Source organism: Sphingomonas sp. SORGH_AS_0950 (assembly GCF_030818415.1).
Taxonomy (GTDB): Bacteria; Pseudomonadota; Alphaproteobacteria; order Sphingomonadales; family Sphingomonadaceae; genus Sphingomonas.
Genome location: NZ_JAUTAE010000001.1, coordinates 3,692,834 through 3,719,179 on the forward strand (window position 1 = coordinate 3,692,834; position 26,346 = coordinate 3,719,179).

The following is a 26,346-nucleotide window of genomic DNA, read 5'->3' on the forward strand; positions in this document are numbered from 1 at the left end:
AACATGGGGTAATCGCGGGAGCGATCTGCCCCGAGTCTCCGCTTCCAACAGGACGGCAGACAGGTGGTTGTTCCCCGATAGGATGGACAGACGGGCTCACGACTGGCGCCGGGCCCAGGCATCGCACGGAGAACAACCATGGGCGAGTATATCGGTCTGGACGTGTCGTTGAAAGATACGGCCGTCTCCATACGGCATTTGGGCAAGCGGATTTGGCGCGGCAAATGTGCTTCGGATCCGCAGACGCTGGCCGAGTTGATCCGCAAGCGCGCGCCGGATGCGGAACGGGTCGTGTTCGAAACCGGCCCGCTGTCGGTGTGGTTCTATCATGAGCTGACCGCGCTGGGCTTGCCGGCGATCTGCATCGATGCGCGTCATGCAAAGGCGGCGCTCGACATGGCGGCCAACAAGACCGACGCGAACGACGCCGACGGTCTGGCGCATCTCGCCGAGATCGGCTTCTATCGGGAGGTCCGCGTCAAAGGCTATGACAGCATGCTAATGCGCACGTTGGTGGCGGGGCGCAGCAAGCTGGTCCGCGTGGCGACCAGTCTTTCCAACCAGATCCGCGGCCTGATGAAGACCTTCGGGCTGGTCGTGCCCAGCGGTCAGGGCGGCGTGTTCGAGAAGAACGTCCGCCGGCTGCTGGAGGGCGAGGAGGCGCTGGCCCGCATCATCCTTCCGATACTGGAGGCTTGGCGGGCCATGCGCGTCCGTGCCGCCGAACTCGGGCGCCAGCTCACCGCGGCTGCTAGGCAAAGCCAGGCATGCCAGTTGCTGATGTCGATCCCCGGCGTCGGCGCCGTCACGGCGACGACCTTCACCACCGCCATCGAAGACCCGGCGAACTTCGCGAAGTCACGATCGGTCGGCGCGTGGGTCGGCCTGACGACCAGGCGATACCAGTCCGGTGATGTCGACTATGACGGGCATATCTCCAGGCGCGGCGATGCGAACCTGCGCTCACTGCTCTACGAGGCCGCGACGACGATCCTGACCCGCGTTCACGCCGATAGCGACTTGCGAACATGGGGGCTGAAGCTTCAAGAGGGCCGCCATTGCCGTTGCGCGCAAACTGGCCGTCATCATGCATGCCTTGCTGCGATCCGGCGAGTTGTTCTATCGGACCGCTGCCGCCTGACCTTTTCACAAGCTTGGACGCGCTGCCCGCAGCGCCCCGAGGCGTCCCTGCCGGGACGTGAGCCGGATCATTCCGAGGATCGAGTTGCACCACCCAGCCAAGAGCAAGGCGCGTGCGTCCAAAACATTGGAAGATCCGCTTCGCAGACACCCATCATGCGGCGACATGTCTCGACCGCGAAGACGACCGTGCCCCGGCATACGACGTATCCTCGAACCAGAAAAAGGACTTGCCCTATGACATGCGATTAGACGACTCGATCCTTGTGGGAAGCCTCCGGCCGTCTCGCGGGCCGTTCGTTTTTGGGGAACCTTCTTTCCATCAGCGCAAATTGCGGTGTTGATAAGCGACATAGCAAGCCGCTGACGCCGCATCTCCAATGCGGACCAACGCTTTCCGAAGCTCAATAGGAGAAGAAGGGCCTTTGTAACTGGCTAAGTGATAGCCAAAGCTGCTCAAAAATGTCGGCGAAAAGACGATATAATTGGACGAATCACTACATATAGCCTTGCGTTTTTTGTCGGGCAGGTTGTTAAAGTCGTTTATCCAGTCAAATAGTTTTTCTGATATTCCCGATTTATCCAGAAAAACACTTTGCCGATGCGCTGTTGCATTCAGGCCTAATTGGGCGTGGCGAGCGAGTTGGAGTGGATTGGGTACACCCATTTGTTTAAAGGCGAATAATATTTGTGAGAATGAGACGGACTCGGCACCTCCGTGGAAGCCAAGTACTGCGTCGCGATTAACAATCTTCCGATATCCAGACGCAAGGACGTAATTAGCGCAACTCGATATGCAGTAGTCATAGTCAATCACTGATGATTTACGATGTATTATTGCTTCGGCTATATCCAGCCCGACGTTGGCATCGCCTCCTTGTGATCTGATGACAATGACCGGACTATTGCGGTCGGGAATAGATTTGATGGCTTTAATTAGAGATGATCCTCCATTCTTTTCTATTGCACCGTCGTAACATATCCCTGAACGACCAATTCGGATCACATGCCCCGAGCTTTTGGTGTGTCGCTGCAAGGCTCCCATTTTACTAGAACATGCGGAAGTAACATTCGCTTCCAACGTGGTCAGATCGCTTATAACTGCCAAAAAGGCGAGCGTTAACGGCATGCTTCCCCCTATTGGTAGGCCATATACCCTGTGATCGGAGAGGGTACGGTACCACCATTGGTGGCGAAACCCATTCCCGATCCACCATCCCAATGGGAAAGCGGCAGCCGTCTCGTTGGCCGTTCCTCTTTGGGAAAGACGCTTACGCCGCTGTCTGTCGCTTCATTGTCCATGCGAATGGACTGGTCAACAGAACAAAAAGCATGAAGATGATCTGCTCGATCACCATCGGAGACTGAGCTAGAGCTTGCAGAAGTGGTGGGAAGTAGTGGGCCTGAATCCAGACGTTATGAATCACATCCATTACAATGATGCAAACCGTCATCCCGACTCCGACGTTAGGACGCGCGAATAAGAGGATAACAGCGGCAGGGTCGAAAAAGGCCAGCGCCGTCCAGAAGGTGGCACTCCCCTTCGGAAATCCACCGTAATCCCAATGCAACCCGTGGTAATAAATCGCATACCAATGGTTGTAGGTAGCACCCAGCAAGCACAGCACGTAGATGGTCCGCAGAATTAGGCTGCGACGCGATGCTTTGGCGTCAGGCGGTCTGGGCATGGCTCTACCCTGATTGGTGGGGTTGCGATCGTCAACGCTGCCGGCTTGATCGAGCAACGCTATTCCCGTTTCTCGATCCCATTGAGAAAGCTCTGCCCTTCCGGCGCTGCGGATTGGAAGCCATGATGCGATTGCATGAAACGCGACAGCTTCCTTGTTCGGCCGACCTGTTCAGGTGCGGTGGTAGCCGTGGATGCCTATTCCACACGATCGTTCGCGCGACACAGCCATGACGAGTTCGGCGTCGGGCTGATGACGGACGGCGCACAGCGATCGGGGAGCGGTCGTGGTCCGGTTGAGGCTTTTCGCGGCAACGTCATCACCGTCAATCCGGCCGAGCTGCACGATGGCGCGCCGATCGGGACGGCCCGATCGTGGTCGATGCTCTACCTGCCACAGCATGTCGTTGGCACTATCGTCGCCGACCTGGAGGAAGGCCGCCGTTCGACCCGCGAGCTGCACGCGCCCGTCGTCGACGATCAACGCCTTGCCCGTCTGTTCCTGGCAAGTCGTCGGGCGGCGCTCCACCCGCAGGGAAAGCTGGCATTCGAGGAACGGCTGCTGGCGTTGTTCAGCAGCTTGTTCGGCATCGGGCAGTGGCCGGAAGCTGGATCAGGTGGGCGTTTGGCGCAGGTACGTGAGCGGATCGATGACGCTCCTGCCCAATCCCATAGCCTGACGGACCTCGCGGCGCTGGCGGGCCTGAGCCGCTATCAGACCGTGCGCGGGTTTGCGCGCCTGACGGGTCTGACGCCCCATGCCTATGTCATGCAGCGTCGTCTCGACCAGGCGCGCAGCCTGATCCGGCAGGGTTGGGCGCTGGCAGATGCCGCGACCGAGGCGGGCTTCGCCGACCAGAGCCACATGCACCGCGTCTTCATCGCGCGGCATGGCTTCACGCCCGGCGCCTACGTCGGGGCGTTTCGGCAATCCCCTGCAATATCGTCCAAGATCGGAACCACGCGCCTTCACTAAAGTCCGGCCAGTAACGGAGGCGGCAAGAATGAACGAGCAGGAGCGGACCGAGGGCCACATCCGCCCATGCGGCCAGAACGACACCCACGACATGCTGGCGATCATCAACGCCGCAGCCGAGGCCTATCGGGGTGTCATTCCCCCCGATCGCTGGCACGACCCCCATATGCCGGCCGACGAGCTGGCAGCTGAGATGGCCGATGGCGTCAAATTCAGCGGGTACGAAGCGGGTGGTGGGCTCGCCGGTGTGATGGGCGTGCAGCGTCGGCGCAACGTCGATCTTATCCGTCATGCCTACGTCCTTCCGCAATGGCAGGGCTACGGCATCGGGGCGCAGCTACTCCGGCATCTATGCGGCGATGCCGAGCGACCGATCCTGATCGGCACATGGACGGCTGCGGACTGGGCGATCCGCTTCTACGAACGCCACGGCTTTGCGCGCGTATCCGACGACGATATCGCGCCCCTGCTACGCACCTACTGGAACGTGCCCGACCGGCAGATCGCCACGTCGATAGTCTTGGCATCGCCGCCGCTCGTCGGCGATGCGGCCTACGTTTCCGGCCCCGATCATATCACGGTAGAGCTTATGCAGCCGCCAGCCCGTTAACGGGCCGGCGGACGTTTCCCTGCTTCACGATCCAGACCGTCCGAAAACTCGCTGGTGGTGGGAGCTGCAGGGGTTCCTCTTGGCGAACTGGCGCAAGAACCGAGTATTTGCCTCTATGTGCATCGTGCGGCCGGGATACGCGCCTTACCTGCCGTCCAGGACGTGACGAGGGCATGTTCGGTGATGTGGTTCAGGCTTGCACCGCCCGGATGAGCCCCGGCACGCCGATGAGGGTGATGGCCCGCCTAAGATTGTAGGCGAGCGCCGTCAGACTGAACTCGGCGCGGACCTTGTCCAGCCCGCGCATCAGGAACGCGCCCTGGTTCATCCACTGCTTGATCGAGCCGAACGGGTGCTCGACCGTGGATTTGCGGATGGTGAGGATGCCGGGGCGCTTGGCCAGGCGTGCCGTCATGCGCTCGATGACCGCTTCGTGCTCGCCGCGATTGATGCGTCGCCAGCGCCCGGTCGTGCAACGCGCCTTGATCTGACAACCGGCACAGGCGGCAGGGCTGGAATACTGGACCGACAGATGGCCGCGGGTCACCGAGGCGTAGCGGGCGTCCAGCACCTGTCCGCCGGGGCAGTGATAGACGTCGGCCTCGGGATCGTAGCGGAACCGCTCCTTGGGGAAGAGGCCGTTGCCGACGGCAGTGCCGCGGTGCGGGCGGGGAATGTACGGTGTGATGCCGGCCGCCTCGCACGCGACAATATCGTCGCCCGAATGATACCCCATGTCGGCGACCACATCGATCCGCTCGACCCCGAGCGCCTCCATCGCCGCTCCGGTGGTGGATGCCAGCAGGCCCATGTCGTTACAGGCGTTGGTGACATGCTGCTCGACGATCAGGCTATGTTTGGCGTCGACCGCCACCTGCGCGTTGTAGCCAACCGTGACCTTCGAATGCGCGACCATCAGGCGGGCATCAGGATCGGTGAGCGAGATTTGCCCTTCGCCGCTTTCCTCCAGCTGGCCCAGCAGCGCCGCGCTGACCTGACGCTGTTCGCGCAGCTTGGCGATCTTCGTCGCCAGCGCTTCGCCGCGGTCGGTGCCAGCACCATCCTCGCCGCGGTCGATCTGGTCCAGCTCCGCCAGATAGCGTTCCAGTCGCGCATCGGTCGCGGCAAGATACGTCGCCAGTCGCTCGCGGCTGAAGTTGCGCGCCCGACCGTTCACCGCCTTCAGCCGCGTGCCGTCCACCGCCAACAACTCGCGCCCGAACAGGTCGAGCTTGCTGCACAGCAGGACGAACGCCCGGAACACCGCCTTGAACGCGGCCCGGTTGTCGCGCCGGAACTCAGCGATGGTCCGGAAGTCCGGCCGCACCCCACGCAACAACCAGATCAGTTCGAGATTGCGGGCCGCTTCCGCTGCCAGGCGCCGGCTCGACCGTACCCGGTTGAGGTAGCCGTACAGGTATAGCTTGAGCATGTCGGCCGGATCGTAACCGGGCCGCCCCGTCGCCTTCGGCTGTGTCCTCTGGAAACCGGCAGCGCCCAGATCAAGGTCGTGGACGAATGCGTCGATGAACCGCACCGGGTTGTCTGCCGCCACATAGTCCTCGACCGATGCCGGCAGAAGCAGCGCCTGATCCCGGGCATGACCTTCGATATATGCCATGCCCGCAGATTACACCGCTCCCGCCGCGCATGGAATCCACGACCGCGTTTTCGGACGGTCTGGATCCCAATGGGAACGCCGCAGGCGTCTCGCTGGCCGTTCGAGACCGTCCGAAAACTCGCAGGCGGACGTAGATGACGCAATGCGTCTGCGATATAGTGTCCTTCCGATGATGTTGGCGGTCATTTGTCGCATCTCAGCACCCGACCGGCGTACGTATCTTACGCGGCAAAATGGGATGGCGGAATTTTCGGACAGTCTCGTTCGAGACCGTCCGAAAACGCGGATCATGATTCCCGTGCGCATCGCGGCGGTGTAATCGTCTGGCATGGCGTACATCGAGGGACATGCTCGGAACCAGGCGCTGCTGCTGCCGGCGTCGGTCGAGGACTATGTGGCGGCGGACAACCCGGTGCGGTTCATCGACGCCTTCGTCGACGACCTCGATCTGGGCGGTTCCGGTTTCCAGCGCGCACGGCCGAAGGCGACGGGACGGCCGGGTTACGATCCGGCCGATATGCTCAAGCTGTATCTGTACGGCTATCTCAACCGGGTGCGGTCGAGCCGGCGCCTGGCGATGGAGGCGACGCGCAATCTCGAACTGATCTGGCTGCTGCGCGGGGTGCGGCCGGACTTCCGGACCATCGCCGACTTCCGTCGCGAAAACCGGGCTGCGTTCAAGGCGGTGTTCCGCGCCTTCGTGATACTGTGCCGCAAGCTGGATTTGTTCGGGCGCGAGTTGCTGGCGGTGGACGGCACGCGGCTGAAGGCGGTGAACAGCCGGGCGCGCAACTTCAGCCGCGAGCGGTTGGCAACGTATCTCGCTTCGACCGATGCGCGACTGGAGCGCTACCTGGCCGAACTCGACGAGATCGACCGCGGTGAGGATGGTGCCGGCACCGGTCGCGGCGAGGCGCTGGCGACCAAGATCGCGCGGCTGCGTGAGCAGCGCCAGGCGAGCGCAGCGTTGCTGGGCCAGTTGCAGGACAGCGGCGAAGGGCAGATCTCGCTCACCGATCCCGATGCGCGCCTCATGGTCGCGCATTCGAAAGTCACGGTCGGCTACAATGCCCAGGTGGCAGTCGACGCCAAACATAGCCTGATCGTCGAACAGCACGTCACCAATGCCTGCAACGACATGGGCCTGCTGGCACCCACCGCCGGTGCGGCGATGGAGGCACTCGGGGTCGAGCGGATCGATGCGGTCGCCGACATGGGATATCACGCGGGCGACGATATCGTCGCATCCGAGGCGGCCGGCATCACGCCCTACATCCCCCGCCCGCATCGTGGCACCGCGGCCGGCAACGGCCTCTTTCCCAAGGAGCGGTTCCGCTACGATCCCGAGGCCGACGTCTATCACTGCCCCGGTGGACAGGTGCTGGACACGCGCTACGCCTCGGTGACGCGCGGGCATCTGTCGGTCCAGTATTCCAGCCCCGCGGCGTGTGCCGGCTGCCAGATCAAGGCACGTTGCACCAAGGGGCGCTGGCGGCGCGTCAATCGCGGCGAGCACGAGGCGGTCATCGAGCGCATGGCGGCACGCCTCGCGGAACGGCCCGGCATCCTCGCCATCCGCAAGTCCACGGTCGAACACCCGTTCGGCTCGATCAAGCAGTGGATGAACCAGGGCGCGTTCCTCATGCGCGGGCTGGAGAAGGTGCGTGCCGAGTTCAGTCTGACGGCGCTCGCCTACAATCTCAGGCGCGCCATCACCCTCATCGGCGTGCCGGGACTGATCCGAGCGGTGCAGATGTGAGCCACATCGCTGAACACGCCATCGTCATGTCCTGGACAGCGGGTAGGATGCATATCCCGGCCGCACGGCGCACATAGAGGCAAGATCCCGGTTCTTGCGCCAGTTCGCCAAGAGGAACCCCTGCAGCTCCCACAGCCAGCGAGTTTTCGGACGGTCTGGTTCCCAATCGGGAACCGCAACATGGTGGGGGCGCAGCGACCTTGGATGCCGTTCCACGCTGGACTACCGCCATAAGGACTGGCATCTTCATGCAATGCCTTTCGTGATTCACATCGCCATTGCGAACAGCGGACGAATTAACCACCCGGCTTGATGCGTCGGGCCGGGTCTATCCGCTTGTGAATTTAATGATGCTGCATGCATCCGCGAAGGTTTTTGGAATATGTCTTGGGAACAACCAACCCTGCACCTTGTGTGCGGTAAAATCGCTGCTGGGAAATCCACGCTTACGAGTGCCTTGGGGGAGCAGCCCCATACGGTCGTTGTGAAGGAAGATCACTGGTTGGCTCGCTTGTACCCCGGCGAGCAAAATAGCCTCGCTGATTATGTTCGCAACGCGACACGTCTGCGAGAAGCAATAGAAGAGCATCTCGTTGACCTGCTGCGGTCGGGTCTTTCTGTAGTCTTAGACTTCCCTGCTAACACACCTGCAAGCCGGGCGTGGATGCGATCCTTGTTTGAAGATGCAGGGTGCCGGCATCAACTCCACTATCTCGACGTGCCCGATGAAGTCTGCAAATCCCGGCTAAGTCAGCGAAACAGCGACGGTACGCACGAATTTACCGTGAGCCATGACGACTTTGCCTTATTCACTAAGCATTTCGTCCCGCCAGCGCCCGAGGAAGGATTCAACATAGTTCTGCATCAGTCCTAACGACATATCCTCTCCCGTTGTACGCCAAGCGTACAACGGGAGAGGATCAGAATTGCCCGCCTTCCCATTTCACCATCCTTCCGGGAATGCTTTGTTCGTCGAGATCGTCACCTCCAAACGTGACCGCCGGCTTACACCGGATGCGTCGCCTCAGCAGGATCAGCGGTGAACCAAAGGGCCATGCCGCGTGCTTCTGGCATGACGGGCGTGAAGCCAAACGGGGCGTACAGCCGATGCGCCTCACCGTTCGCCATCAACGATACATAGGCTTCGGCGGGCGCGACCTTCTGGACGTGAGCCAAGAGGGTCGCGACGATGCTTTTACCCAATCCTTTTCCCTGATGTGCTGGATCGACGGCAACGTCGACAAGGTGGAAGAACAGCGCGCCGTCGCTGATGATCCGCCCCATCGCGACTGTTTCCTCCTGATGCTGGGCGCATACCGCGAAGAAACTGCCCGGCAGACCAGCGCGCGCAGCTTCCGCGCTCCGGGGTGTAAGGCCACTTATGCTCCGCAGCCGTAGATAGTCCTCCACGTCGGGGATGGCTTCGATCAGGCTATACGCGGCGACGGCTTCCATGCGGTCCAAGGTACGCCAATCGCCGGGTGTTGATCTACTACCTGCGCCAATTCCCGAAATTCGATCCCATTGGGAATGCCCCGGCTGTCTCGCAGGCCGTTCGTTTGAGGGAATGGTCGCGTCGATGCCGCGCTACGAATATTGGCGATGTCATCACCATCGCCTAAAACGAATCCCATGAGCGAGAATGAAACCTCCCCTATTCCGCCGGCAGTGTCGCGTAGGACGCTGGAACTGCTCCCGCTGTCTACGGACAAGCGCAACATCGTGGTGGAAGAGGTGATAATACCTCCCGGCGGGTCTGCCCCCCTTCATCGACACCCCGTTCCCGGCATCGTCTACATTATCGAGGGTGAGGTGGAGTCGGCCTACGGCGAAGAAGAGCCCAAAAGGTATAGCGCTGGCGAAACCCTGCAGGATCGTGCCGACTTACCGCACACCCGTTTCAGGAACTGCAAACCAGATCGGGTACTGCGATTTCTAGCGATCTACGCCCTTGAGCCCGACCGTACCTACTCGGTCAGGCTTTAACGCTCAGTTCCCAATTCAGCATCCCGATGGGGATGCGCCAACCGTCTCGCTGGCCGTTCGTCGTCTAATCGCGCTGGTTGCAAGACAAATCTGAGGTATCGTTGCCGGAAGCATGGTCGTCTTCGCGGTCGGCATGGGCCGCCGCATGATGGGGCTTCGCGGGTGACCCTTCCTATGTTTGCGGCGCACTCGGTCGCGCTGGGCGTCTGGTGCAACGAACGTCGCGGAATGGATCAGCCTACGTCCCGGCAGGACGTCTCGTTGGCGCCTTGCGACGCTGGCGAGCAGGGGATCAGATGGTGGCAGGCGTGCTCCGGAACGGTTCGCCGGTGGTCAGCATGGTGTGCATGATGACGGCGAGCTTGCGGGCGACGGCGACCGCGGCGCGCTTGAAGCCGAGCCGCTCGCGCAGCTTCAGGCCCCAGCTACGCAGATCGGACCCTGCCCGGCTGCGGGTGAGCAACGATGTCGCTGCCTCATAGAGCAGTCCGCGCAGGTGGCTGTTACCTCGCCTTGAGATATGCCCGTCATAGTCGACGTCGCCCGATTGATAGCGCCGGGTCGTCAATCCCACCCAAGCTCCCACCGATCGCGAGCGCCTGAAGTTGCCAGGCTCCTCGATCGCTGCGAGAAAGGACGTGGCGGTCACGACGCCAACGCCCGGAATGGACATGAGGAGTTGGCAGGCATCGCTGCGTCGGGCGTCCGCCAACAGCGTGCGGCTCAACTCCGCTGCGCGCAGGCGAACGGCCCGCCAGGCTTCCATCAGCGGGCGGATGATCCGGCCCAGGTCCGCATTGTCGATCAGCAGCGCCTCGACCTGGCGCTCGAACTTGCCGCCGGTGACCAGCGGCACGACGAGGCCGAACGTCTTCATCAGGCCGCGGATCTGGTTCGACAGTTCCGTCCCGATGCGCACCAGCCGGGTCCGCGCCGCCACCAATGTGCGCGTCAGCATGCTGTCGTAGCTCTTGGCCCGCACCACCTTGTAGAAGCCGACCTCGGCAAGGTGAGCCAGGCCATCGGCGTCGTTGGCGTCGGTCTTGTTCGCCGCCATGTCGAGCGCGGCCTTGGCATGGCGCGCGTCGATGCAGATCGCCGGTACTCCTTGCGCGGTGAGCGCGTGGAAGAACCAGACGGACAGGGGGCCGGTTTCGAACACCACTCGTTTGGCTGCGGGCGCACGCTCGCGGATCAGCGCCGCAATCGCCTGCGGATCCGACGGGCACTTGCCGCGCCAGACCCGCTTGCCGCCGCGCCGAATGGATACCGCCGTCTCTTTCAGCGAAACGTCGAGCCCGATATACTCGTCCATGGCTGTTCTCCATCAGATGCCTGGGCCCGGCTTCCTGTCGTGAGCCCGTTCTTCCATCTTATCGGGGAACAGCCACCAGCATCTATCTCGTGGCAGCCCAGAGTACCGCTCCCGCGATTACCCCATGTTTGCGGGAATGCGAGGTTGAGGGCAAAGCGGCCATCGATGCGTATCGCCGTTCTTCAATGCTCCTCGATCCTTGATGACGCGCGTCGCGCTGGTGACGTGATCGTGGATCGACTTCGTTGGGCCGATCGTGAAGGTGTCGATCTCACTGTCTTCCCAGAGGCGTTTCTGCTCGGCCACTCCTACGACCCGGAGACGATTTGGTCGCGCGCGAGCCAAAGCACGTCCGCTATCGCTGCCTTGTGTGAGCGGGTGGCGGCGTTTCGCGCGATGCTGGTGGTTGGAGCGTTCGACCTAGTGGACGGGCAGGTCTTCAACAGCGCGTTCGTCATTGAAGCTGGTCAGGTTGTCGGCCGGTACGCAAAGGCGCATCCCAACGAGCCGAGCGTGACCGCTGGCAGCGACTTCCCAACGTTCCTGCGATCGGGCGTCCGGTATGGCGTAAACATCTGCAACGACGCCAATCATCCCGACGCGGCCCAGCGCGTAGCAGATCACGGCGCGCGACTGATCCTATACCCATTGAACAATATGCTGCGATCCGAAACGGCCGATCGCTGGCGGGAGAAGAGCGTCGCGAACCTAATCGGCCGAGCCCGCCAGACAGGGTGCTGGGTGGCATCATCCGATGTAACCGGCACCTCGGGCAATCTCATGAGCTGGGGATGTACTGCAATCGTGACGCCGGAGGGCAACGTCGTGGCCCGCGTCCAGGAGCTGAATGAGGGCGTGGCAGTCTATGACATACCCACTGGCTAGACTGGCGGCATTCCCATTTAACCATCCCAATGGGAACGGTTCGGCCGTCCCGCCCGCCGTTCGTCTTCGGGAAGCTATTGAAGCGCGTTCCCCGCCAGCATCCTGCTTTCGATCAACGCAGCATCCGCTTCACCGATCTCGAAAAGGCCGAATCGGAATTTGTACCCCCAATTTTGCCGTCGCCGACAAACGCCAGATCGCCGAGCAATGGGTGGATCGGTGTCTCGTGCGCCGCTCGCCAATGCACGTTGCGCCGCCAAGGCGTGAAGCCGGGTGCCATCTCTACCTGGTAGGGCATTCCATCGGCGACCGTGCCGATCCCCGTAAACGCTTGCAGACGATCCTTCCCGCCGAAGCGGGATACTGGGGAATAATAGATAACGCCGTCACCGGGCGTTAGGCGACGAAGAGGCGCCGCCTTTCCATGACATACTTGCATGAAACCCAGCGACCGGCCGAGCGCAACATGCTCGGCCGATGCGACGGCGATCCAGTGGCGTGACGCGCCGCTCACATTTCCTCTGCGGCGGCATAGACGCGCAGGCGATGGCCATCGGGGTCGAGCGCTACGAAGCTGCGTCCGAAATCGAGGTCGGTCGGCGGCAAGGCGATCGTCGCGCCCTTGGCGGACCATTCTGTGTAGGTCTGGTCGATCGCGGCGGGGTTTGCCACTTTGAAGCCTAGTTCGCTGCCCCCGCCGGTTGCCGTCGGCACAGGTTCGACGCCATCCCTGATCCACAAGCCGAGCGCCAGTCCCGAAGGTAGGACGAACAGGGCGAAGGTCGGGCTTTGCTCGACGGGCTGAATGCCCAACATGTCGGTATAGAAACGCACGCTCGCTGCGGGATCGGCGACATAGAGAAGCAGGGTGTTCGTATCGGTCATCGGAAGGCTCCGGTTCGAAATGGTGGAACCGGTCTAACCCCCGCACGCTGTCAGTTTGCGGCAGCAGCGTTCAGTCGAGCCGCTTGGTGATCCCTTCCGCCTCCCGCCACTCCTTCATCAATATCTGACGCCGCTTGGGATATCGTGCCTGGATCAGCGTCGCCGATGTGATGCGATCGGTGCGGAAATGACGAAAGCCTTGCCTTAATTCGCACCAGCCCAGCAGCACCCGCACCGCGTCGAAGAACGCCAGTGCGAACGGCCAGACGATCCGCTCGGATACCGAACCGGCACCATCGCGATAATGAAGAACCAACTTGCGTTCGATACGGATCGCCTTTCGCAGCAACGCCGGATCGACGGCATCGACCGGGACCGTGGCCCCGGGACCGATCAACAGCGTTGAGCCGTCGAGTTCGTCGCGAAGATCGGCAGGCAGCACGGCAGCGATCCGGATCAACGCGCTGCGAGCTGCATCGCTCAAGCGATCATCGGCACGATTGGCGACCCAGCGCGAGCCAAGCACCAGTGCTTCGATCTCATCCGGCGTGAACATCAACGGCGGCAGCAGAAATCCGGGCTTCAGGACATAGCCAACGCCGGCCTCGCCTTCGATCGCGGCCCCCATCGCCTGGAGGCTCGCAATATCGCGATACAGCGTGCGGATGCTGACGCCGACCTCATCGGCCAGCGTCTTCCCGCTGACGGGACGGCGGTGCCGCCTCATAGCGTGAAGAAGGTCGAAAAGGCGCTCGGATCGGGACATGCGCTCAGCGTATAGCGCAGCTCACCTGCCAAGAAATGGCAGTAAGGCTAATTCCCATTTCTCGATGGTTAAACGGGAAGGCTGCTTCAGCCCTCCCAGAACGCCTGATCGTTGGTGATATCGGACGCGAAGAACGAGGCTTCCATGATCTGGCCGTCTTTGAAGCCGAAGACGGCCATTTCCTGGCCCCGGATCATTCGGCCGTTCTTGTCGGCGCTCCACTCGATGACCGCAGCGCAATGGCTTCCAGTCTCGACGGTGCTCGCGACCCGCAGCGAAAACGTGCCGCCCGTGGTTGCCAAGGCACGCTTCAGCATGTCCACGACCGCATCGGCGCCTTGAAGGTGCCCCATATGGTCGCCAACGACCGGCTCGTTCCAACGCACATCGTCCGACAGCCATGGGCGCAATGCGTCGGGGTCGTTTGCCTGTCGTGCTTCATAAAAGGCATGGACCAAGGCGGCGGGTGATTGATGCTCGGTGTTCATGCGGCTTTGTAGCGACGGCCTAGCAAGGTCGCCACCACCTTCCCGATTGGGAACGAGACCGTCCGAAAACGCGGATCATGATTCCCGTGCGCATCGCGGCGGTGTAATCGTCTGGCATGGCGTACATCGAGGGACATGCTCGGAACCAGGCGCTGCTGCTGCCGGCGTCGGTCGAGGACTATGTGGCGGCGGACAACCCGGTGCGGTTCATCGACGCCTTCGTCGACGACCTCGATCTGGGCGGTTCCGGTTTCCAGCGCGCACGGCCGAAGGCGACGGGACGGCCGGGTTACGATCCGGCCGATATGCTCAAGCTGTATCTGTACGGCTATCTCAACCGGGTGCGGTCGAGCCGGCGCCTGGCGATGGAGGCGACGCGCAATCTCGAACTGATCTGGCTGCTGCGCGGGGTGCGGCCGGACTTCCGGACCATCGCCGACTTCCGTCGCGAAAACCGGGCTGCGTTCAAGGCGGTGTTCCGCGCCTTCGTGATACTGTGCCGCAAGCTGGATTTGTTCGGGCGCGAGTTGCTGGCGGTGGACGGCACGCGGCTGAAGGCGGTGAACAGCCGGGCGCGCAACTTCAGCCGCGAGCGGTTGGCAACGTATCTCGCTTCGACCGATGCGCGACTGGAGCGCTACCTGGCCGAACTCGACGAGATCGACCGCGGTGAGGATGGTGCCGGCACCGGTCGCGGCGAGGCGCTGGCGACCAAGATCGCGCGGCTGCGTGAGCAGCGCCAGGCGAGCGCAGCGTTGCTGGGCCAGTTGCAGGACAGCGGCGAAGGGCAGATCTCGCTCACCGATCCCGATGCGCGCCTCATGGTCGCGCATTCGAAAGTCACGGTCGGCTACAATGCCCAGGTGGCAGTCGACGCCAAACATAGCCTGATCGTCGAACAGCACGTCACCAATGCCTGCAACGACATGGGCCTGCTGGCACCCACCGCCGGTGCGGCGATGGAGGCACTCGGGGTCGAGCGGATCGATGCGGTCGCCGACATGGGATATCACGCGGGCGACGATATCGTCGCATCCGAGGCGGCCGGCATCACGCCCTACATCCCCCGCCCGCATCGTGGCACCGCGGCCGGCAACGGCCTCTTTCCCAAGGAGCGGTTCCGCTACGATCCCGAGGCCGACGTCTATCACTGCCCCGGTGGACAGGTGCTGGACACGCGCTACGCCTCGGTGACGCGCGGGCATCTGTCGGTCCAGTATTCCAGCCCCGCGGCGTGTGCCGGCTGCCAGATCAAGGCACGTTGCACCAAGGGGCGCTGGCGGCGCGTCAATCGCGGCGAGCACGAGGCGGTCATCGAGCGCATGGCGGCACGCCTCGCGGAACGGCCCGGCATCCTCGCCATCCGCAAGTCCACGGTCGAACACCCGTTCGGCTCGATCAAGCAGTGGATGAACCAGGGCGCGTTCCTCATGCGCGGGCTGGAGAAGGTGCGTGCCGAGTTCAGTCTGACGGCGCTCGCCTACAATCTCAGGCGCGCCATCACCCTCATCGGCGTGCCGGGACTGATCCGAGCGGTGCAGATGTGAGCCACATCGCTGAACACGCCATCGTCATGTCCTGGACAGCGGGTAGGATGCATATCCCGGCCGCACGGCGCACATAGAGGCAAGATCCCGGTTCTTGCGCCAGTTCGCCAAGAGGAACCCCTGCAGCTCCCACAGCCAGCGAGTTTTCGGACGGTCTGGAACGGGCGGCGAGACCGCCAGGGCATTCCCATAGGGATCGAGAAACGGGAATAGCGTTGCTCGATCAAGCCGGCAGCGTTGACGATCGCAACCCCACCAATCAGGGTAGAGCCATGCCCAGACCGCCTGACGCCAAAGCATCGCGTCGCAGCCTAATTCTGCGGACCATCTACGCGCTGTGCTTGCTGGGTGCTACCTACAACCATTGGTATGCGATTTATCACCACGGGTTGCATTGGGATTACGGTGGATTTCCGAAGGGGAGTGCCACCTTCTGGACGGCGCTGGCCTTTTTCGATCCTGCCGCTGTTATCCTCTTATTCGCGCGTCCTAACGTCGGAGTCGGGCTGACGGTTGCATTTGCATCATTGTAATGGATGTGATTCATAACGTCTGGATTCAGGCCCACTACTTCCCACCGCTTCTGCAAGCTCTAGCTCAGGCTCCGATGTTGATCGAGCAGATCATCTTCATGCTTTTTGTTCTGTTGAGCAGCCCATTCGCATGGACAATGAAGCGACAGACAGCGGCGTAAGCGTCTTTCCCAAAGAGGAACGGCCAGCGAGACGGCGTTGGCCGTCTCGCTGGGGATAGAACTGCGAGAAAGGCGCTGTGCCGGCTTCAATCGGGAGTAAACGCCAGGATGTTTGGCAGAAGCCCTGGGAAGCGCCTTTCGATATCATCCCAGCGCAACACGTTGATGTTCTCGACACCGCGCTTGGTGGTGCAGATCAACCCGCTCTCTCGCAACACCCGGAAGTGGCTGCTGAGGGTCGATTTCGGCACCTGCAGGAACGGAGCGGTCGCGGCCGTGCAGTTCAGCCCTTCCGCGGCCCGGTGAAGCGCTTTCACGATTTGCAGGCGCGTCGGATCGGCCAGCGCCGACAGAATGTGGTGCAGTTCGACGGCATCCGCCGGAGGGTGAACGAAACCGATCATCACCCATACCTATCAGGGGCTGGCGTCAAATTCCATAGTTCCGTATATCCGTACTACCGAATCAACGGAACGAGGATATCAGTGATGACATACGCGGCACTCGTAACGGGGGGAACGGCCGGGATCGGGCTTGCCAGCGCGCACGCGCTCGCCGCTACCGGGCGACCGGTCTACGTCACCGGCAGGACCGAGGAACGACTGAGGGCTGCGGCAGCCGAAGGTCTGATCGGCATCCGCGCGGATATGGCGACAAGCGACGGTATCCGCGCAGTCGCGGAACGTCTGGAAACCGATGGTGTGACGCTCGATGTTCTCGTGGCCAATGCCGGCACTGCTGAGGCGACCAAATTCGGGGATGTCACCGAAGCTGATTTCGACCGCATGTTCGATCTCAACGTGCGCGGGGTCTTCTTCACCGTACAGGCGTTGCTGCCCCGGCTCGCCGATGGTGCGTCGGTTATCCTGATCGGCTCGATCTGCTCGATCAAGGGCATGGCCGACCTCAGCGTCTACAATGCGTCGAAGGCGGCGGTGCGCGCCTTTGCGAGATCATGGGCCAACGACCTTCGTGACCGATGCATCCGCGTGAATACCCTCAGCCCTGGTCCGGTTCGCACGCCCCTCGCCCATCAGTTGCAGGGAGAGGCCGATGGCTCGATCACTGCGTTCGAAAACTGGACCGCCCAGAACGCACCAGCCGGACGGATCGGCGAACCCGAAGACATCGCCTCCGTCGTCAGCTTTCTTGCCGGGCCGGACGCCCGATATGTCAATGGCGTCGAGCTGTTCGTCGATGGAGGCCTCGCACAAATATAAGCGGATGCCGGGCGACCGGACCTTTGGTCCGGCGCCCGCCCAAATACGAAGGTTGGGCAAGACGGCTGGGACATTCCCATTGGGATCGGATTTCGGGAATGCCCGTGACCGGGCGATAGTCCATCACGTCATCCACCGACCAAGCGGCCGGGATTAGGTATGTGGCTACGGTTTGAACGGGTCTTCGCCAGCTTTGCATATGCTTGAAGGTGGCATGTAGCCGTCCGGGTGGGCGTCACAGTGAGGACTGCCCCAGCCAACCATAACAAGGTGCTTATAGCGGATAGATTCTTCTTTGTAGTATTTCTCAATAGCTTTAAGTTCGTACGAAATACTTTCGACTTGCCGAGCGGCCAATTCTTGATCGTGGGCTGATCCGTTTGCAGCGACATATTCCATGAAGTCCTGTTTGTCACGTAAAGCCTGTCGCTGTTCCTGACAAACAAAAAGCGCGGCCTTCAATGCTGCGGTTGCTTTTGCCCATGCGGCAGAGTGTTGTGGGGTGCCGAACGCTTCAACAGCCCGTGCGTTGCTGCGTGCGCGGGCATCACCACACGTCTCGTAAGATGCGAATACTCTCATGCCTTTTAGGCGCGCAACAGCTTCGACATCAGCAGAGAAAGGCGGGAGCGGCTTGGGCGCGGGTGGAATGCCGGGAGACGCAGCAGCCTGGACCTGTATAGCCGCTGCAAGAATAGCGAAAAACATCAGATGGTTTCTCCTCAATTCGCATCGTCTCACATTCTGAAAGCGGCGTCGCGCTGATTAAAAGCGATGCTCGTCGAAGTTCCTGGCAACCACGGCCCTCCCACAAACGAACGTGCAGCATGAAAGCCAGTAATATGGCACGATTGGAGGCACCCCAAGCATCGGCTTTCTCAAAACGTGTTCCCAAATGCCCCTTCCCAGAATCGACGGTTGGACATGGAGAAGCGGGAAAATCGGCACCCTAGAAGAAACGCTATATGCGAACAGCGAGGGCCTGCGAGAGACTCGGCCTCGCGCGGGATGGCCACGAAGCTATTGGGTTGCGTCAGTGCAGAATCTCACGCCGCTTGCAATTCCGGTTCAACGGCGTCCTGTCTTTGTTCCGAAAGCGTGCCGGTCACATATTGCGCCCAGTGTTCCATGAGGGCCCGCCGTTTCAGAAATGCATTGCGACGTCGATATGCGCGCCTAACCTCGCTGCCCACCTGATGGGCCAACGACTGTTCGATTAGTGCGTCGGGAAAATCCGTCATGTCGCCCATATAATCGCTGAACGCGCTTCGCATTCCGTGTACGGTGAAATGGCCGAGATCCATCCGCCTCAGCACCATGGTCATTGCCATCTGCGACAGCGGCATGCCCTCTTTTTCCCCCGGAAAGACGTACTGACCTGATGGTGGGGTGTTGGAACCAGCCATTCCCTTCAACAGCTCGATTGCGGTCGTTGATAGAGGAATGGCATGTTCAACCTCCATCTTCATGCGTTCCTTGGGGATCGTCCACGTTCCAGTATCAAGATCGACTTCGCCCCATGTCATCTTGAGCGTTTCGTTCGTCCGCGTAGCGCATAGAATCGTGAGTTCGAGGGCGCGTGCCGCGACTGCGTTCCGAGTGCGCAATTGAGCGTAGAAAGACGGAAGGTCCTCAAACGGCATCGCGGCATGATGCTTCACTCTCGACTTGCGGCGCTGCGCCGGCAGGCGGTGAATGAGATTGCCACGCCAACGAGCCGGATTTTCCCAAGGGCCAGGAATGTGCTTGGCTGCCTTTGCAGCATCTAGGATGGTTTCGATCCGGCTACGTACCCGGCTCGCGGTTTCTGGCTTTTTCTGCCAGATCGGCAACAATATGCTCGCCACGTCGTCTGCGGTTATCTCATTGACGGGCATGTCGAGAATATTGCCTGCATGAGTGTTGATGCTGTTACGCCATTGCTGGCGGTGCTTCGCATTCTTCCAACCGCTTTCGTGAATATTGATGTAGGTCGAGGCGAATTCCTTGAACGTCGGCACAGTCGATACTCGGGAATTGCTTTCGGCCTGAGCATCGGTCGTACCGTCCGGTTCCGCGGTGTTATCGACGGCGGATGTTGTCCGGGCGGCGATTGGATCAAGGCCCTGCGCAATCAGCGTCCGCGCCTTCTCAGCTTCCTGGCGGGCCTGAGCGAGAGGCACGTCGGCAACAGAGCCGAGGCCCATCTCCCGGGTCCGCTTATCTCGCTGCCAGATGAGAACCCAACGGCGGGAGCCGTCCTTGCCGACGCGTAGCCATAGGCCGCCGCCATCGCCATATTTGCCGGGCTCTTTGACCGTCTCGACGCGACGTGCCGAGAGCTTGTGAATCGCGCGGCCCATTCGAATCCTCCATTCTCCGCCGAACTTCAGCAACCCAAGTTGCAACCCAAGTCTGGCGCCGGATCGCGGCGAACGACCGTGAACCGATCAGAACCGCGACGGAAAGCGTCCCACAAAAACCCACGTGTTTATAATGGTTTTATACCATTTTTCGGCTTTTTGCTCAAATGCTAAGAATGTGGGATACGAATCCCTCCCTCTCCGCCATATCTCGCTGATTTCAACCAAGGCGTTGAAACCCGGGATCCTCGCTCACATCGATAGCCATTCCTGATCCGATTCTCATCAGTCGATCGTGAACGCTTGCGCCAACTGGCCGACGATGCCCTCGCCAGCGTGGCAAGGCTGACCGTCATCGAACCGCTGGGAAATTCCGTTGGCCGCGACGCGGCCGCTCGCCTGGAAAGGCTTTGGCGTTGCAAGGTGCAGTCAAGCCGGTGCAATGCTTTCCGATCAAATAGTTAGCGGGGGCGTCGATGGTGAGGGTGATAGGCTTGGCGCTGAGTGCGGCGGTCCTGACGATGGGGGCTCCCGCCCTTGCCGAAGACGAACCGCGTTTCTGCCCCACTAGGCCGAACCTTGGCGGATCAAGCTGCACGACCGAGCCGGGGCGCGTCCATGTCGAGGTGTCGGCGCTGGACTGGCAGCGTGACGACCAGGCGGATCAGCGCGAGGACCGTATCGTCACGGCGGACATCCTGGCCCGTCTGGGCATCGGTAAGAATAGCGAGGTGCAGCTCGACTGGGTCGGCTATGGCCGGAATCGGACACGTGACAAGGCGGCGGGCACGGTGGATACCGTCACGGGCACCGGCGACGTGACCTTCGCGATCCGCCAGCATCTGGCCGGGGACAAGCAAAAGCCCTTCTCGGCGGGCGTGCAGGCGTTCGTGACCGCCGCGACGGGGCGTTATCCGGTCGGTGCGGGCAGCTGGTCGATGGGTATCATCGTCCCCGTCCAATATGAGCTGACCAAGAAGGTCGCGATCGCCGTGACGGCCGAGGCCGATGCCGCGGCGAACCAGTCCGGCACGGGACGGCATTTGGCCTATAGCGAGATTGCGGGCCTGCGCTACAAGTTCACCGAGCGGGTCACCGCGACGGCGGAACTGTCGCTGGAGCGGGACGACGAACCCGATGGGCACGAGACGCTGGCGCTGGCCGCCCTGTCGGCCGCCTGGCGCCCGACCAAGGTCGTGCAACTCGACATTCTGGCATCGGCTGGCCTGAACCATGCCGCGCCGGGCCTGCGCCTCGTAACCGGCGGCGCGATCCTGTTTTGAGCGGCGCGGACAAAGGCCGTGGCCCGTGTTGCGCCGATGTCAGGGGCGCGCGCCGTCGATCAGGCACGCAATGAGCTTGTCACTGGCGGGCTTTACATTCTCCTGATGGAGCGTCCTGGCGCAGACGGAGCCCAGCGAAATGACCATGAAGGCCTGGGCCAGCGTGTAATGCTCGCTCTTGACCGAGTCGCTGCCCATCAGGCCCGCAAAGGCGCGGCTGATATTCTCCGACGCGCGCTCGCGAACGTCGAGGAAGATGGCCTTGATCCGATCGTTCCGCGCCGCTTCGGCTGCGATCTCGAGGAACAGCCGGTCTCCGGCTTCGTCCTTGCGGGACGGTGTCCCCACCAGCCACGCGATGATCCCGTCGCGGTCCTTCGTCGCCAGCGCCCTGTTCAGCGTCTTCTGGTCGGCGAATCGTTCGCAGTCGGCCGCCACGATGGCCGCGATGATATCCTCTTTCGACGGAAAGTCGCGGTACAGCTGTTGAACCGCGACGCCCGATTCCTTGGCGATGGCGGCGATTCCCGTGGCGTGAAAGCCATTTTCGACGAACAGGCGACGCGCCACCTCCTTGATATTGTGCCGGCGCAATTCGGCACGGGTGGGAGGTGGGCACTGGGTATTCAACACGTTGGGACCTCTCTTAAGGATGTTGACGCACTCGACCGGCGGGTCTAACGACACCGTTTGTGAGTGATCGCTCTCATACAATTTAGCAAGCGGGAAATGATATGTCCTCCAATCGGCTAATGGGTCGTGTGTTGGCATCCGGAGCCTTGCTCGCACTGGCCGCTTGCGGTGCCGGTAGCAAGCAACAGCAGCAGCAGGCTGCCCAGGGGCCGGCGCCGGTCGGTTATGTGGTGGCGAGCGAGCAGCCTGTCACCCTGACGACCGAATTGCCCGGTCGAACCACCGCATTCGAAACCTCGGATGTCCGCCCCCAGGTCAACGGCCTGATCACCCAGAGGCTGTTCGTCGAGGGCGACATGGTCCGTCAGGGCCAGCCGCTCTACCGTATCGACCCGGCGCCCTATCAGGCCCAGGTGGCCAGCGCCCGCGCCGCGCTGACCCGTGCACGCGCAGGGATCGCGTCCAGCGCCGCGCTGGCCCGCCGCTATGGCGAGCTGGTCAAGATCAACGCGATCGCGCGCCAGGAGTTCGAGAACGCCCAGACGAGCGCGGCGCAGGCGCAGGCCGATGTCGCCGCGCAACAGGCGGCGCTGCGCACCGCGGAGATCGACCTGGCCCGCACCACCATCCGCGCGCCGATCACCGGGCGGATCGGCCGTTCGGTGTTCACCACCGGCGCGCTGGTGTCGGCATCGCAGGCCAATGCGCTGGCCACCATCCAGCGGCTCGACCCGATCTATGTCGATATCCAGGAGCCCAGCGCCGAACTGCTGAAGCTGCGGCAGCAGATCATGAGCGGCCAGCTGACCCGCGACGGCAATGCCCGCGTCAAGCTGACGCTGGAGGACGGCAGCGAATATGGCCCGCAGGGCACGCTGCGCTTCGCCGACGTCACCGTCGACCCGACCACCGGGTCGCAGGTGATCCGTGCGCTGTTCCCCAACCCCAACGGCCTGTTGCTGCCCGGCATGTTCGTGCGCGCGTCGCTGGTCGAGGGAACGCGGTCGAACGCCTTCCTGGTGCCGCAGCGTGCCGTCAGCCGCGACGAAAAGGGGCAGGCGACGGTGATGGTGATCGGCGCGGGCAACAAGGTCGAGGTGCGGACGCTCCAGACCGGCCGCTCGATCGGCGACAACTGGCTGGTCAACAGCGGGCTGAAGGCCGGGGACAAGATCATCGTCGAAGGCGGCATGCTGCTGCGGCCGGGCATGCCCGTCCAGGGCAAGCCATGGAACCCCAATGCCAAGCCCGCCGGCGCGCCGTCGCCAGCGGGCCAGGCACAGGCACAGGCGAAGTAAACGGCCATGGCACGCTATTTCATCGATCGCCCGATCTTCGCCTATGTGCTGGCGGTGATGGTCGTCATCGCCGGCTTCCTGTCGCTGCGCACGCTGCCCATTTCCCAGTTTCCGGCGATCGCGCCGCCCGCGGTGTCGATCACGGCCAATTATCCGGGCGCCGACGCCCAGACGCTGGAGAACACGACCACCCAGATCATCGAGCAGCAGATGAAGGGGATCGATCACCTTCGCTACTTCTCGTCCTCCTCGTCCTCGGCGGGCAGCGTGACGATCACGCTGACCTTCGAACAGGGGACCGATCCCGACATCGCGCAGGTGCAGGTCCAGAACAAGCTGCAGGCGGCGACCCCGCTTCTGCCGCAGGAGGTCCAGCGCCAGGGCATCATCGTCGCCAAGGCGACGCAGAACTTCCTGCTGTTCGTCAGCCTCTATTCGGAAAACGGCAAGCACAACGCGGACGACCTGTCCGATATCGTCGCCTCGCGGATCGCCGATCCGCTGTCGCGCGTCACGGGTGTCGGCGATACGATGATCCTGGGATCGCAATATGCGATGCGCATCTGGGTCGATCCGATCAAGCTGAACAATTATGCGCTGACCATGGCGGACGTGACCAATGCGGTCACGGCGCAGAACGCGCAGGTCTCGGCGGGCCAGATCGGCGCGCAGCCCGCGCCCAAGGAACAGATGCTCAACGCGACCGTGTCGGTCTCGTCGCGGCTGACCACGCCGGAGCAGTTCGCGAAGATCCGCCTGAAGAGCAACACCGATGGTTCGATCGTCCGGCTGGGCGACGTCGCGCGTGTCGAGATCGGCGCGGAAAACTACGCCTTCTCGTCGCAGTGGAACGGCAAGCCCGCGTCGGGCATCGGCATCAAGCTGGCGCCCGGCGCCAATGCGCTCGACACCGTCGCGGCGGTCAAGGAGCGGGTGAACGAACTGGCCAAGCAGTTCCCGCCCGACGTCAAGGTCATCTACCCCTATGACACGTCGCCCTTCGTGCGGCTGTCGATCGAGCAGGTGATCGAGACGCTGGTCGAGGCGGTCGTGCTCGTCTTCCTCGTGATGTTCCTCTTCCTCCAGAATTTCCGCGCCACGCTGATCCCGACGATCGCGGTGCCGGTCGTGCTGATGGGCACGTTCGGGGTGCTGGCGGCGTTCGGTTATTCGATCAACACGCTGACCCTGTTCGGCATGGTGCTGGCCATCGGCCTGCTGGTCGACGACGCGATCGTCGTCGTCGAGAATGTCGAGCGCCTGATCACCACCGAGCATCTGTCGCCCAAGGAGGCGGCGCGCAAATCGATGGACGAGATCACCGGCGCGCTGATCGGCATCGCGGCGGTGTTGTCCGCCGTGTTCCTGCCGATGGCGTTCTTCGGCGGATCGACGGGGGTCATCTATCGCCAGTTCTCGATCACGATCGTGTCGGCGATGGCGCTGTCGGTCGCGGTCGCGCTGATCCTGACGCCCGCGCTGTGCGCCACGATCCTGAAGCCGCACGACCCGAACAAGGGGCAGGGGAACGGCCCGCTGGCGCGCTTCTTCCGCTGGTTCAACGACCGGTTCGACCGTGGTCGCGACCGCTATGAAAAGGGCGCTCGCTCGACCGCGCGGCGCTGGGGCCGGTCGCTGATCGCCTATGCGCTGATCGTCGCGGGCATGGCTTTCCTGTTCATGCGGTTGCCGAGCGGCTTCCTTCCCGACGAGGATCAGGGCGTGATGATCGCGTTGGTCCAGGGGCCTCCGGGGGCGACCAGCGCGCGGACCCAGAAGGGGCTCGACCTTGTTCGCGACCATTTCCTGAGCGATGCGGGCAGCGCCATTCGCGGGGTCTACACGATCAACGGGTTCAGCTTTGCGGGACAGGGCCAGAATAGCGGCATCGCCTTCATCCCGATGAAGGAATGGAAGGACCGCCCCGGCGCCGAGAACAAGGCGCAGGCGATCATCGGCCGTGCGATGGGGGCCTTCTCGCGTTACAGCGACGGCCTGATCTTCGCGGTCATCCCGCCTGCGGTGCAGGAACTGGGCAATGCCACCGGCTTCGACATGCAGTTGGTGGACGAAGGCGGCATCGGCCATGAGCGGCTACTGGCGGCGCGCAACCAGCTGCTGGGCATGGCGTCGCAGAACAAGCTGCTGGTCGGCGTGCGCCCCAACGCGCTCGACGATGCGCCGCAGCTCAAGGTCAATGTCGACCAGGACAAGGCGGGCGCGCTGGGTCTCGACCTGTCGACCGTCAACAACACGATCGCCACGGCCTGGGGTGGTGCCTATGTGAACGACTTCATCGACCGGGGCCGCGTGAAGCGCGTCTATATCCAGGCCGATTCCGCCTATCGCATGGCGCCCGAGGATATCGGCGACCTTTATGTGCGCGGGGCCACGGGTACGATGGCGCCGTTCACCGCCTTCTCCACCGTCGCATGGCATCAGGGGCCGATGCAGCTCACCCGCTATAACGGCCAGCCCTCGATGGAAATCCTGGGCCAGGCCGCGCCGGGCGTGTCGTCGGGCGCCGCGATCAAGGCGATGGAGGAGATGCAGGCCAAGCTGCCGCCGGGCACCCGGCTCGACTGGACGGGCCTCAGCTATGAGGAACAGTTGTCCGGTGGCCAGGCTCCGGCGCTTTACGGGCTGTCGCTGCTGATCGTCTTCCTGTGCCTTGCCGCGCTCTATGAAAGCTGGTCGGTGCCGATCTCGGTCATGCTGGTCGTGCCGCTGGGCGTGGTCGGTGCGCTGCTCGCCGCGTTGATCACCGGCCTGAACAACGACATCTATCTACAGGTCGGCCTGATCACCACGATCGGCGTGTCGGCGAAGAACGCGATCCTGATCGTGGAGTTCGCCGAGGAGAAGATGCGGGAGGGGCTGAATGCGTTCGACGCGGCGATCGAAGCCGCCAAGCTGCGCCTGCGTCCGATCCTGATGACCAGCCTGGCCTTCATCTTCGGCGTGTTCCCGCTGGCGATCGCCGACGGCGCGGGCGCGGGCGGTCAGAACGCGATCGGTCGCGCGGTGGTCGGCGGCATGCTGTCGGCGACGGTCCTGGCGATCTTCTTCGTGCCGATGTTCTTCGTTGTCGTCATGCGGCTGTTCGATCGCAAGAAGGGCGAAATGCCGCCGGGCGATGCGCAGCCGTACGAAGGCGGCAGGCCCCATGATGGCGAGCAGAACCCGCCGACCGTGCCGCAGGGAGTTTGAA

General features: G+C 62.5%; 25 protein-coding genes and 1 pseudogene. 13 read left to right on the forward strand and 13 right to left on the reverse strand.

Annotation, left to right across the window (positions count from 1 at the left end):
• Nucleotides 1-138: 138 nt before the first annotated feature.
• Nucleotides 139-1,141, forward strand: a pseudogene (locus QE385_RS16810) (IS110 family transposase).
• Between the two features lie 321 nt (nt 1,142-1,462).
• Here the strand turns inward: QE385_RS16810 and QE385_RS16815 are convergent.
• Entirely contained in the window at nt 1,463-2,269 is an 807-nt protein-coding gene (locus QE385_RS16815; RefSeq protein ID WP_307103788.1) for a hypothetical protein, read from the reverse strand.
• A 142-nt stretch (nt 2,270-2,411) separates the two neighbouring features.
• On the reverse strand, nt 2,412-2,885 hold the full coding sequence (locus tag QE385_RS16820) for a hypothetical protein (protein ID WP_307103790.1): 474 nt from the start codon (nt 2,883-2,885) through the stop codon (nt 2,412-2,414).
• A 78-nt stretch (nt 2,886-2,963) separates the two neighbouring features.
• Between QE385_RS16820 and QE385_RS16825 the strand changes: the two genes are divergently transcribed.
• Nucleotides 2,964-3,803, forward strand: a complete 840-nt coding sequence (locus QE385_RS16825) for an AraC family transcriptional regulator (RefSeq protein ID WP_307103792.1) — start codon at nt 2,964-2,966, stop codon at nt 3,801-3,803.
• A gap of 28 nt (nt 3,804-3,831) precedes the next feature.
• Nucleotides 3,832-4,413, forward strand: a complete 582-nt coding sequence (locus QE385_RS16830) for a GNAT family N-acetyltransferase (RefSeq protein WP_307103794.1) — start codon at nt 3,832-3,834, stop codon at nt 4,411-4,413.
• A gap of 190 nt (nt 4,414-4,603) precedes the next feature.
• Here QE385_RS16830 and QE385_RS16835 read toward each other — a convergent pair whose 3' ends face one another.
• Nucleotides 4,604-6,034, reverse strand: coding sequence for an IS1182 family transposase (locus tag QE385_RS16835; protein WP_307103796.1), 1,431 nt, complete (start codon nt 6,032-6,034; stop codon nt 4,604-4,606).
• 328 nt (nt 6,035-6,362) lie between these two features.
• Here QE385_RS16835 and QE385_RS16840 point away from each other — a divergent pair, with 328 nt between their 5' ends.
• Together QE385_RS16840 and QE385_RS19890 are read left to right on the forward strand one after the other, a co-directional pair.
• On the forward strand, nt 6,363-7,793 hold the full coding sequence (locus tag QE385_RS16840; protein WP_307103522.1) for an IS1182 family transposase: 1,431 nt from the start codon (nt 6,363-6,365) through the stop codon (nt 7,791-7,793).
• A 382-nt stretch (nt 7,794-8,175) separates the two neighbouring features.
• Nucleotides 8,176-8,667, forward strand: a complete 492-nt coding sequence (locus QE385_RS19890; RefSeq protein WP_373424690.1) for an AAA family ATPase — start codon at nt 8,176-8,178, stop codon at nt 8,665-8,667.
• A 131-nt stretch (nt 8,668-8,798) separates the two neighbouring features.
• On the opposite strand, the gene QE385_RS16845 is transcribed toward QE385_RS19890, so the two are convergent.
• Nucleotides 8,799-9,248 (reverse strand): GNAT family N-acetyltransferase, encoded by a 450-nt coding sequence (locus QE385_RS16845; protein ID WP_307103798.1) that lies wholly within the window; start codon nt 9,246-9,248, stop codon nt 8,799-8,801.
• Nucleotides 9,249-9,425: 177 nt separating this feature from the next.
• Here QE385_RS16845 and QE385_RS16850 point away from each other — a divergent pair, with 177 nt between their 5' ends.
• Nucleotides 9,426-9,779 carry a cupin domain-containing protein gene (locus QE385_RS16850; RefSeq protein ID WP_307103800.1) on the forward strand — a complete coding sequence of 118 codons (354 nt, stop codon included), beginning with the start codon at nt 9,426-9,428 and terminating at the stop codon, nt 9,777-9,779.
• Between the two features lie 292 nt (nt 9,780-10,071).
• Here the strand turns inward: QE385_RS16850 and QE385_RS16855 are convergent, their stop codons facing one another.
• Nucleotides 10,072-11,094 (reverse strand): IS110 family transposase, encoded by a 1,023-nt coding sequence (locus QE385_RS16855; RefSeq protein ID WP_307103802.1) that lies wholly within the window; start codon nt 11,092-11,094, stop codon nt 10,072-10,074.
• A 165-nt stretch (nt 11,095-11,259) separates the two neighbouring features.
• Here QE385_RS16855 and QE385_RS16860 point away from each other — a divergent pair, with 165 nt between their 5' ends.
• On the forward strand, nt 11,260-11,979 hold the full coding sequence (locus QE385_RS16860) for a carbon-nitrogen hydrolase family protein (RefSeq protein ID WP_307103804.1): 720 nt from the start codon (nt 11,260-11,262) through the stop codon (nt 11,977-11,979).
• A 112-nt stretch (nt 11,980-12,091) separates the two neighbouring features.
• Here the strand turns inward: QE385_RS16860 and QE385_RS16865 are convergent, their stop codons facing one another.
• The 4 genes from QE385_RS16865 to QE385_RS16880 all read right to left on the reverse strand — a co-directional run bounded on the left by QE385_RS16865 (nt 12,092) and on the right by QE385_RS16880 (nt 14,118).
• A complete protein-coding gene (locus tag QE385_RS16865; RefSeq protein ID WP_307103806.1) occupies nt 12,092-12,493 on the reverse strand; it encodes an EVE domain-containing protein in 402 nt (133 codons plus the stop codon).
• The gene (locus QE385_RS16870) at nt 12,490-12,864 is read right to left on the reverse strand and encodes a VOC family protein (RefSeq protein WP_307103808.1); all 375 of its coding nucleotides are present in this window, start codon (nt 12,862-12,864) and stop codon (nt 12,490-12,492) included. The genes QE385_RS16865 and QE385_RS16870 overlap by 4 nt, the downstream gene beginning before the upstream one ends.
• Before the next feature lie 70 nt (nt 12,865-12,934).
• The gene (locus QE385_RS16875; protein WP_307103810.1) at nt 12,935-13,630 is read right to left on the reverse strand and encodes a YafY family protein; all 696 of its coding nucleotides are present in this window, start codon (nt 13,628-13,630) and stop codon (nt 12,935-12,937) included.
• Between the two features lie 86 nt (nt 13,631-13,716).
• Nucleotides 13,717-14,118, reverse strand: coding sequence for a nuclear transport factor 2 family protein (locus QE385_RS16880; protein ID WP_307103813.1), 402 nt, complete (start codon nt 14,116-14,118; stop codon nt 13,717-13,719).
• Nucleotides 14,119-14,234: 116 nt separating this feature from the next.
• Here QE385_RS16880 and QE385_RS16885 point away from each other — a divergent pair, with 116 nt between their 5' ends.
• Complete coding sequence (locus QE385_RS16885) at nt 14,235-15,665, forward strand: IS1182 family transposase (RefSeq protein ID WP_307103522.1); 1,431 nt, start codon at nt 14,235-14,237, stop codon at nt 15,663-15,665.
• Nucleotides 15,666-15,880: 215 nt separating this feature from the next.
• A complete protein-coding gene (locus QE385_RS16890) occupies nt 15,881-16,198 on the forward strand; it encodes a hypothetical protein (protein WP_307103815.1) in 318 nt (105 codons plus the stop codon).
• A gap of 247 nt (nt 16,199-16,445) precedes the next feature.
• Here QE385_RS16890 and QE385_RS16895 read toward each other — a convergent pair whose 3' ends face one another.
• On the reverse strand, nt 16,446-16,763 hold the full coding sequence (locus QE385_RS16895; RefSeq protein WP_307103817.1) for a transcriptional regulator: 318 nt from the start codon (nt 16,761-16,763) through the stop codon (nt 16,446-16,448).
• 84 nt (nt 16,764-16,847) lie between these two features.
• On the opposite strand from QE385_RS16895, the gene QE385_RS16900 reads away from it, so the two are divergent.
• Entirely contained in the window at nt 16,848-17,579 is a 732-nt protein-coding gene (locus QE385_RS16900) for an SDR family NAD(P)-dependent oxidoreductase (RefSeq protein ID WP_307103820.1), read from the forward strand.
• Nucleotides 17,580-17,744: 165 nt separating this feature from the next.
• On the opposite strand, the gene QE385_RS16905 is transcribed toward QE385_RS16900, so the two are convergent.
• Both QE385_RS16905 and QE385_RS16910 read right to left on the reverse strand, forming a co-directional pair.
• Nucleotides 17,745-18,287: a hypothetical protein gene (locus tag QE385_RS16905; protein WP_307103822.1), complete on the reverse strand. Its 543-nt coding sequence runs from the start codon at nt 18,285-18,287 to the stop codon at nt 17,745-17,747.
• 338 nt (nt 18,288-18,625) lie between these two features.
• Nucleotides 18,626-19,921, reverse strand: a complete 1,296-nt coding sequence (locus QE385_RS16910; protein ID WP_307103823.1) for a site-specific integrase — start codon at nt 19,919-19,921, stop codon at nt 18,626-18,628.
• A gap of 476 nt (nt 19,922-20,397) precedes the next feature.
• On the opposite strand from QE385_RS16910, the gene QE385_RS16915 reads away from it, so the two are divergent.
• A complete protein-coding gene (locus QE385_RS16915) occupies nt 20,398-21,204 on the forward strand; it encodes a transporter (RefSeq protein ID WP_307103825.1) in 807 nt (268 codons plus the stop codon).
• A gap of 39 nt (nt 21,205-21,243) precedes the next feature.
• On the opposite strand, the gene QE385_RS16920 is transcribed toward QE385_RS16915, so the two are convergent.
• Entirely contained in the window at nt 21,244-21,837 is a 594-nt protein-coding gene (locus tag QE385_RS16920; RefSeq protein ID WP_307103827.1) for a TetR/AcrR family transcriptional regulator, read from the reverse strand.
• Nucleotides 21,838-21,938: 101 nt separating this feature from the next.
• Between QE385_RS16920 and QE385_RS16925 the strand changes: the two genes are divergently transcribed.
• The gene (locus QE385_RS16925; RefSeq protein WP_307103829.1) at nt 21,939-23,135 is read left to right on the forward strand and encodes an efflux RND transporter periplasmic adaptor subunit; all 1,197 of its coding nucleotides are present in this window, start codon (nt 21,939-21,941) and stop codon (nt 23,133-23,135) included.
• Nucleotides 23,136-23,141: 6 nt separating this feature from the next.
• A complete protein-coding gene (locus QE385_RS16930) occupies nt 23,142-26,345 on the forward strand; it encodes an efflux RND transporter permease subunit (RefSeq protein WP_307103831.1) in 3,204 nt (1,067 codons plus the stop codon).
• The last annotated feature ends 1 nt before the right edge of the window (nt 26,346 follow it).